Source organism: Marinovum algicola (genome assembly GCF_900109145.1).
Lineage (GTDB): Bacteria > Pseudomonadota > Alphaproteobacteria > Rhodobacterales > Rhodobacteraceae > Marinovum > Marinovum algicola.
This window is the reverse complement of the sequence record NZ_FNYY01000010.1, coordinates 184,930-192,602: the sequence shown is the minus strand read 5'-3', so window position 1 is coordinate 192,602 and position 7,673 is coordinate 184,930. Positions and strand designations below refer to the sequence as shown.

Sequence of the window (7,673 nt, the reverse complement as noted above, 5' to 3'; positions counted from 1 at the left end):
TGATGCAGCCATAGCCGCGGTTGTCGGTCACCACCACGGTAAAGGCGATGCCCATCATCGCCGCCGTCGCCATCTCGGAATTGGCCATCATGTAGGTGCCGTCGCCGGTAAAGCAGATCACGTCGCGCGCCGGGTCCGCCATCTTGATGCCCATGGCGCCGGCGATCTCGTAGCCCATGCAGGTGAAGCCGTATTCCATGTGGTAGCTGCCCGGGCGCCCGGCCTTCCACAGCTTGTGCAGCTCGCCCGGCATGGTGCCGGCGGCGCAGATCACCACGGTGTCCTCGTTCGCCGCGCGCTGCACCGCGCCGATCACCTGCATGTCGGTCGGCAGCTGATTGCTGTCCTCAGGCGCCGCGGTCAGCGGGTCGACCTTGCCGAACCAGTCGGATTTCAGCCCGTCGGTCTTGCCCGGCGCGGTATAGCCGTCGAGTGCCGCGCTCAACTCCGTCAGCCCGACCAGGGCGTCCGCCAGCAACGGCGCGGCGCCGTGCTTCATCGCGTCATAGGCCGCGACATTGAGCGAGATCAGCCGCCGCCCGGGATGGGCAAAAAGCCCCCACGACCCGGTGGTGAAGTCCTGGAACCGCGTGCCGACCCCGAGCACCACATCGGCCTCGGCGCAGACCGTATTGGCCGCCGCGCCGCCGGTGACACCGACCGGTCCGAGGTTGAGCGCATGGTCCCAGGGCAGCGCCGATTTGCCGGCCTGGGTCTCGGTCACCGGGATGTTGTGCGCCTCGGCAAAGGCGTGCAGCGCCCCGGTGGCACCGGCGTAATGCACCCCGCCGCCGGCCACGATCACCGGACGGCGGGCGGCGCGGATGATCTCGGCGACCTCGGCCAGCTCGGCCTCGTCGGGGCGGATGCGACGCGGGCGCCAGACCCGGGGCACAAAGAAACTCTCGGGATATTCAAAAGCTTCGGCCTGAACATCCTGACAGAAAGACAGGCAGACCGGGCCGCAGTCTGCCGGATCGGTCAGGACGCGAAAGGCCCGCGGCAGCGCCGTCAGAAGCTGTTCCGGGCGGGTGATGCGGTCAAAATACCGCGTCAGCGGCCTAAACGCATCATTAACGGTTGCCGTGCCATCCTGGAAGTCCTCGATCTGTTGCAGCACCGGGTCGGGGCCACGGGTGGCAAAGACGTCGCCCGGGATCAGCAGCACGGGCAGCCGATTGACATGCGCCAGCGCCGCGGCGGTGACCATGTTGGCCGCCCCCGGACCGATCGAGGAGGTGACCGCCATCGCCCGTTTGCGCCCCGATTGCTTGGCATAGGCAATCGCGGCATGCGCCATGGTCTGTTCGTTGTGGCCGCGCCAGGTGGGAAAGCTGTCCTTCACGGCATGCAGCGCCTCGCCGAGCCCGGCCACATTGCCATGGCCGAAGATCGCCCAGCACCCGGCAAGGAAAGGATCGCCATCCTGGTTTTTCTGCGCCGCGATATAGCGCACCATCGCCTGTGCGGCGGTCAGTCGGATCGTTGCTGTCATGTGGCCTCCTCCATGGCCCGGGCGCGGGCCTTGTCCCAGATGGTGCACAGGCGGCTGTAGTTCTCGGCCATTTCGGCCACCGCCTCGGCATCGGTGATCTCGCCGGCCAGCCAGCGCCGCGCGGCCGGGCCAAAGATCGTGCGCCCCACGGCAAAGCCCTTGACCAGCGGCTGTTTCGCGGCCAGCGCAAAGCTCTCCGCCAGCGCCTCTTCCGGCGCGTCGAGCCCCAGCACCACGATGCCGCGGCTGCGCGGATCGTTGCGGGTGATGGCTGCCACCGCATTCGCCCAGGCCGCCTCGGTTCTGAACGGCTCCAGCTTCCACCAGTCGGGAAAGACGCCGGCATCATAGAAGCGCTGGATCAGCCTGGCCGAGGTCTCGTCATCCACCGGCCCGACCTTGGACGGGATGAGTTCCAGCAGGAATTCCAGCCCGTTGCGCCGCGCCGCCGTGAACAGGCGCGTCACCTGCCCGACCTGCGCGGCCATCGTGTCGGCAGCGTCGTCGGGGTGGCAGAAGACCAGCAGCTTGACCACATTCTCGCGGGCCCATTCGCGGAACTGGCCGAGATCGGCGCCCAGTTCCGGCTCGAAGGCGATCGGCCGCGAGCCCGGAAGCTCCGTCGGCCGCCCGATCCACAGCCCGCTGCCGGAGGCCCGGTGCAGCGCCGCGCGCCCGATGCGGTTGTCGCAGAGGATGCCGTAGCCCGGCCGGCCGGCCTGCACCCGCAGCGCGGCCTCAAGGCAGAGTTCCTTGAACCGGCCGCCCTTTTCCAGGGTATAGCCGTCCATCTCCTCGAGCTGAAGGCGGTGGTCGAAGGCAAAGGTCTTGACCTGCGACCAGTCGCCCCCCGATCTGGAAGAGCGGGTGGTCGCCCAATGCACCTGCTCCAACGCGGCATCGTTCCTGAGGTCGGGCCGTTGCAGGCCCCGGTCGAAGAAGAATTGCAGCTCTTCCCAGCTGGGATAGGCCGGGGTACAGCCATGGCGGCTGACCGCGAAAGCGCCGCAGGCATTGGCGTATTTGAGCGCGGTGGGCCAGTCCTCTCCATCGAGCCAGCCCTTCAGCAACCCCGACATGAAGCCATCGCCCGCGCCCAGCACGTTGAACACCTCGATCGGGAAACCGGGGCCTGTCTCGCCCTCATCGAGGCTGTCGGGGATCGCGCCGGTGAAGGCCACCGCGCCCGAAGCGCCGCGTTTGCAGACCAGCGTCGCACCCGAGACCGCCCGCACCGCGCGCAGCGCCGCGACCGTGTCGGTCGAGCCGCCGGCGATGTGGAACTCTTCCTCGGTGCCGACAATCAGGTCGAACAGCGGCAGGCTTTCCTGCAACTTGGCGGTCACCGCGGCGCTTTCGACAAAGCGGCGCTCGCCCGCGCCATGGCCCGCCACCCCCCAGAGGTTGGGCCGGTAATCGATGTCCAGCGCGCATCTCGCCCCCGCCGCCCGCGCGATCTCCAGCGCCTTCAGCGTCGCCGCCTCGACCTTGGGGTTCGACAGATGCGTGCCGGTCGCCACCACCGCCCGCGCCCGGCGGATGAAATCGGGGTCGATGTCATCCTCGGTCAGCCCCATGTCGGCGCAATTCTCGCGGTAGAAGATCAGCGGAAACTGCTCTTGGTCGCGGATGCCCAGGAGCACCAGCGCGGTCAGCCGCTCCGGGTCGACCTTGACGCCCTCGGTGCTCACCCCCTCACGCGCCAGCTGCTCGGTGATGAAGCGGCCCATATGCTCGTCCCCCACCCCGGTGATCACGGCCGAACGCAACCCCAGCCGTGCCGTGCCGCAGGCGATATTGGTCGGCGAGCCGCCAATGTACTTGTCGAAGGACCCCATATCCTCCAACCGCCCGCCAACCTGTGCGCCGTAAAGATCCACCGACGACCGGCCGATGGTGATCAGATCGAGCTCATGTTCGCCGGACGTATTTGCGGACGCAAAGCCTGTGCCCACTTTTGCTGCAAATACTTCAGACATCCGCAAGCCTCACGGGTTGGCCGGACTTGGCGGATCGCGTCGCCGCCTCGGCCATCGCCAGCGCCGCCACCCCGTCCTCCAGCGTCACCGGCATCGCCGCGCCGGAGTTGATCGCGGTCACGAAGGCCTCCCATTCGGCGGCATAGGCCGGCATGTAGCGTTCGAGGAAGAACAGCACCGGCCTGGCGCCGGTCACGCCGGCCGCGGTGGATTTGACCACGGTGTTTTCCGCGATATTCTGCGCCTGCAACAGCCCTTCGGAGCCAAGAAGCTCGATCCGCTGATCATAGCCATACACCGCCCGGCGCGAGTTCTTGATCACCGCGATGCGGCCATCGGCATAGCTCAGCGTGACCACGGCGGTATCGACATCGCCCGACGCGCCGATCTCGGGGTCGACAACCGAACTGCCGGTGGCCGAGACCGAGACCGGCGCCCCGCCCATCAGGAAATTCGCCATGTCGAAATCATGGATCATCATGTCGCGGAACAGCCCGCCCGAGACCTTGATGTAGGACACCGGCGGCGGCGCCGGATCGAAGGAGGTGAGCGACAGCAACTCGGGTTTGCCCACCTCGCCCGCGTCGAGCGCGGATTTCAGCGCGCCGAAGCTGGGGTCGAACCGCCGGTTGAAGCCGATCATCACCGGCTGGCCTGTGCCCCGTGTCGCGGCAAGACAGCGCTGCGCCCGCTCCAACGAAAGATCGACCGGTTTCTCGCAAAGCACCGCCTTGCCCGCCGCCGTCGCCCGTTCGATCAGATCGGAGTGCGTGTCCGTCGAGGTCGCGATCAGCACCGCGTCAATCTCGGCATCGGCAAGGATCTCGTCTGTCGTGCGCGCCGTGGCGCCGTATTGCGCGGCCAGCCTTTCCGCATTGTCAGGAACGAAATCCGACACCGCAACCAGCGTGCTGTCGGCATGGCGGGTGATGGTGCGGGCATGGACAAAACCGATCCGCCCTGCCCCAAGAAGTCCGACCCCCAGCATGTTCATCTCCCCCGATTCCCTTTGATTTGGCCGCAACATGGTCAAGCTTGCTCGCGCGTGCAAGAGTTTATTGCACGCGCGAGCAAAACGTGGTCTACCCGGTCTCATTACGGCGCGCCCCGGCGCCGGGCGCAGAAGGAGCGACCAGCACAACGCATGACGGACGACGAGCTTTCTTCCCGGCCCCTGCCCACCGCAGACGACGTGGCGGCGATCGCCGGCGTGTCGCGCTGGACGGTGACCCGCGCCTTCAAGAACAATGCCTCGATCTCGGAAAAGACCCGCGCCAAGGTGATGGCGGCGGCAGAGGAGCTGGGCTATGCGCCGGATCTGCTGGCCTCTTCCCTGGCCTCGGAGCGGTCGAACCTGGTGGCGGTTCTGGTTGACGATTTCAACAACCCGCACAAGCTGGTGATGCTCGAACGGCTCACCACGGCGATGCGCAGTGCCGGGCTCGACACCTTGCTGGTCAATACCCTGGGGTCGGAGGATGCGCAGCACGCGCTGCGCAATGCCACCCAGCGGCGGGTCGATGCGGCGGTGCTGATCGGGGTGAATTTCGACGATTCGATCCTGCATGCGGCGCTGGGGGCGCGGCGGGTGAAGAAACTGATCCTCTTTGCCCGCGCCTCGGACCATCCCGAGACCATTTCGATCTGCGTCGATGACGTCGCGGCGATGCGCGAGATCACCGACTACGTGATCGACAAGGGCTATCGCCGGCCGCTGTTTCTGGCCGGTCCCGACACCCGTTCGGCGCATGTCTTTCGCAAGGAGACTTTTGTCGCCCATTGGCAGAGCCGTTTCGACGTCACGCCAGAGGTGCTGAGCGTCGGATCCTATGACCCGCGCCGCGCCTTCGAGACCATCGAGCGCAATCTGACGTCGCGCCGCGCCTACCCGGATGTGATCGTCTGCGAGAACGATGCGCTGGCAATCGGCGCGATGGATGCGCTGCGCCACGCGCTGGGGCTGCGGGTGCCCGACGACATTGCCGTCACCGGCTTTGACGATGTGCCGTTGGCGGCCAACCGGGTCTATGACCTGACCACCTATCGCCAGCCGATGACCGCCATGGCCGAGGCGCTTGTCGAGGTGGTGCTCAACCGCAGTGACGGCAGCGGCCTGTGCCAGTTCGGCGGTCGCCTGGTGCCCCGGCACAGCGCCTGAGAGCGCCCGCCGGAGCCGCAATCCGCCCTCAGGCCGGCAGTCAGGCCGCCCTCAGGCCGCCATGTCGAGCAGAATCGCGCCCTGGCGATGGCGCCCCTCGACAAGCGCATAGGCGGCCCGGATTTCCGTGAGCGGAAACCGCCGGTCGATCACCGGGCGCAGGCGGCCCTCCTCGACCCAGCGCGCGAGTACCCACAGATCCGCCTTGGTGTCACCGCTGACCCCGAGGCGCAGCTTTCGCCGACCGAAGACCTGCGACCAGAGCGCCTGCCCGATCTCGCGCACCCCGAAATTCAGCGGCACGAAGACCCCCCTGGGCGCAAGCACCGCCCGGGCGGTGGCGAAATCCGTCGCGCCCACGGTGTCGATCACCACATCGAACCGGCTGCCCAGCCCGCGCAGCGACTGGCGGCGGTAATCGACGAAGCCCACCGCCCCCAGGCCGCGCACAAAGGCCTCATGCGCGCCGGAGGCGACGCCGGTCACCTCTGCCCCCAGGGCCCGCGCGATCTGCACCGCATAGGCACCGACCCCGCCGGAGGCCCCGACCACCAGCACCTTCTGCCCCGGGGCGAGCTTTGCATAGTCGCGCAGGAACACCAGCGCCGAGAGCCCGCCGAACGGCAGCGCCGCCGCCTCGGCCGGATCGAGCCCCTCGGGCACCGGCAGCACCGCGCCAGCGGCCTTGACCACAAGGTATTCGGCATGCGCGCCCTGCATCACAAAGCCAAAGACCGCCTGCCCCGGCGCGAACTCGGTCACGCCCGCGCCCAGCGCCACCACCTCGCCGGAAAACTCGCTGCCCAGCACCGGCTGGCGCGGGCGGCGCAGCCCGAACATCAGCCGCCCCGGAACCGCCAGGACGCCGGGAAAGGCCGCCGCGCGCAGCCGCCAGTCGGCGGTCGTCACGCTGCCATGCGCCACCTTGACCAGCATCTCGCCCGGCCCGGGCGCGGGCCGGGCGGTGTCTTCGATCCGAACCACCTCGGGCCCGCCATATTTCCGATAGATCGCCGCTTTCATGACCGGCCTCCTTCCTCGGGTTGATCCTCTGATTGACGCCAAGGTAGCCATGCGCGAGCCTTTGGGTAATTGACCAATCCGGCAGGGCTGATATGCATTTTCGCATGGATTGGCGCAGCATAACCTTCGACTGGAACCGCGCCCGCGCGTTTCTGGTGACCGCCGAGGAGGGCTCGCTTTCGGCCGCCGCCCGTGCGTTGGGCATGGCGCAACCCACGCTTGGCCGTCAGGTCAGCGCCCTCGAGGATGAATTGGGCGTGGCGCTGTTTGAACGCACCGGTCGGGGGCTGGAGCTGACGCCCACCGGGATCGAGCTTGTCGATCATGTCCGCGCCATGGGCGCCGCCGCCACCCGCATCTCGCTTGCCGCCTCGGGGCAGAGCCAGGAAATCGCCGGGCGGGTCTGCATCACCGCATCCGAGATCTATTCCGCCTATCTGCTGCCCGCCGTGGTGGCGGAACTGCGTCAGAACGCGCCGGGGCTCGAGATCGAAATCAACGCCACCAATGCGGTGACCGACCTGCGCCGCCGCGAGGCCGATATCGCGATCCGCAACACCGCGCCGAAAGATCCGGCGCTGACCGCCAAGCGGATCGCCGAGGACACCGGCTGGTTTTATGCCTCCGAGGCCTATCTGGCCCGCCGGGGCACGCCGCAGGGGCTGGAAGATTTCGCCGGACATGACTTTGTCGCCATGGACAGCGCCGAACAGATGATCGGTGCGCTGGCGAATTTCGACATCCCCCTGACGCGTGAGATGCTGGCCATCCGCGCCGACAACCACCTGGTGCATTGGGAGCTGGCCCGGCAAGGCGTGGCGATCGGCATCGGGCCGGATTTCCTTGGCCGATCCACCCCGGGCATGGTGCGGCTCTTGCCGGGGCACGGGCCGATCCGCTATCCGGTCTGGCTGGTGGCGCATCGCGAGGTAAAATCCTCGCGCCGCATCCGCCTGGTCTGGGACAGGATCGAGCGGCACCTGCGCGCCCGGCTGCGCCCGAAACCCGAAGAGTGAGC

6 protein-coding genes are annotated in these 7,673 nt (G+C 67.7%); 2 read left to right on the top strand and 4 right to left on the bottom strand.

The window, feature by feature from the left end; all coding sequences use genetic code 11:
• The 3 genes from iolD to iolG form a co-directional block, all read right to left on the bottom strand.
• Window positions 1-1,495, bottom strand: a 1,495-nt coding sequence (gene iolD, locus BMW90_RS15055) for a 3D-(3,5/4)-trihydroxycyclohexane-1,2-dione acylhydrolase (decyclizing) (protein ID WP_074837288.1), incomplete at its 3' end; no start/stop codon positions are given.
• Window positions 1,492-3,474, bottom strand: coding sequence for a bifunctional 5-dehydro-2-deoxygluconokinase/5-dehydro-2-deoxyphosphogluconate aldolase (locus BMW90_RS15050; RefSeq protein WP_083416065.1), 1,983 nt, complete (start codon window positions 3,472-3,474; stop codon window positions 1,492-1,494). The genes iolD and BMW90_RS15050, both read right to left, overlap by 4 nt.
• On the bottom strand, window positions 3,467-4,462 hold the full coding sequence (iolG, locus tag BMW90_RS15045; RefSeq protein WP_074837297.1) for an inositol 2-dehydrogenase: 996 nt from the start codon (window positions 4,460-4,462) through the stop codon (window positions 3,467-3,469). Before iolG ends, BMW90_RS15050 begins: the two co-directional genes overlap by 8 nt.
• Window positions 4,463-4,618: 156 nt before the next feature.
• Between iolG and BMW90_RS15040 the strand changes: the two genes are divergently transcribed.
• Window positions 4,619-5,632, top strand: coding sequence for a LacI family DNA-binding transcriptional regulator (locus BMW90_RS15040; RefSeq protein ID WP_074837286.1), 1,014 nt, complete (start codon window positions 4,619-4,621; stop codon window positions 5,630-5,632).
• Window positions 5,633-5,683: 51 nt separating this feature from the next.
• Here the strand turns inward: BMW90_RS15040 and BMW90_RS15035 are convergent, their stop codons facing one another.
• A complete protein-coding gene (locus BMW90_RS15035; RefSeq protein ID WP_074837285.1) occupies window positions 5,684-6,655 on the bottom strand; it encodes an NAD(P)-dependent alcohol dehydrogenase in 972 nt (323 codons plus the stop codon).
• A 92-nt stretch (window positions 6,656-6,747) separates the two neighbouring features.
• Between BMW90_RS15035 and BMW90_RS15030 the strand changes: the two genes are divergently transcribed.
• Window positions 6,748-7,671: a LysR family transcriptional regulator gene (locus BMW90_RS15030; protein WP_048532207.1), complete on the top strand. Its 924-nt coding sequence runs from the start codon at window positions 6,748-6,750 to the stop codon at window positions 7,669-7,671.
• The last annotated feature ends 2 nt before the right edge of the window (window positions 7,672-7,673 follow it).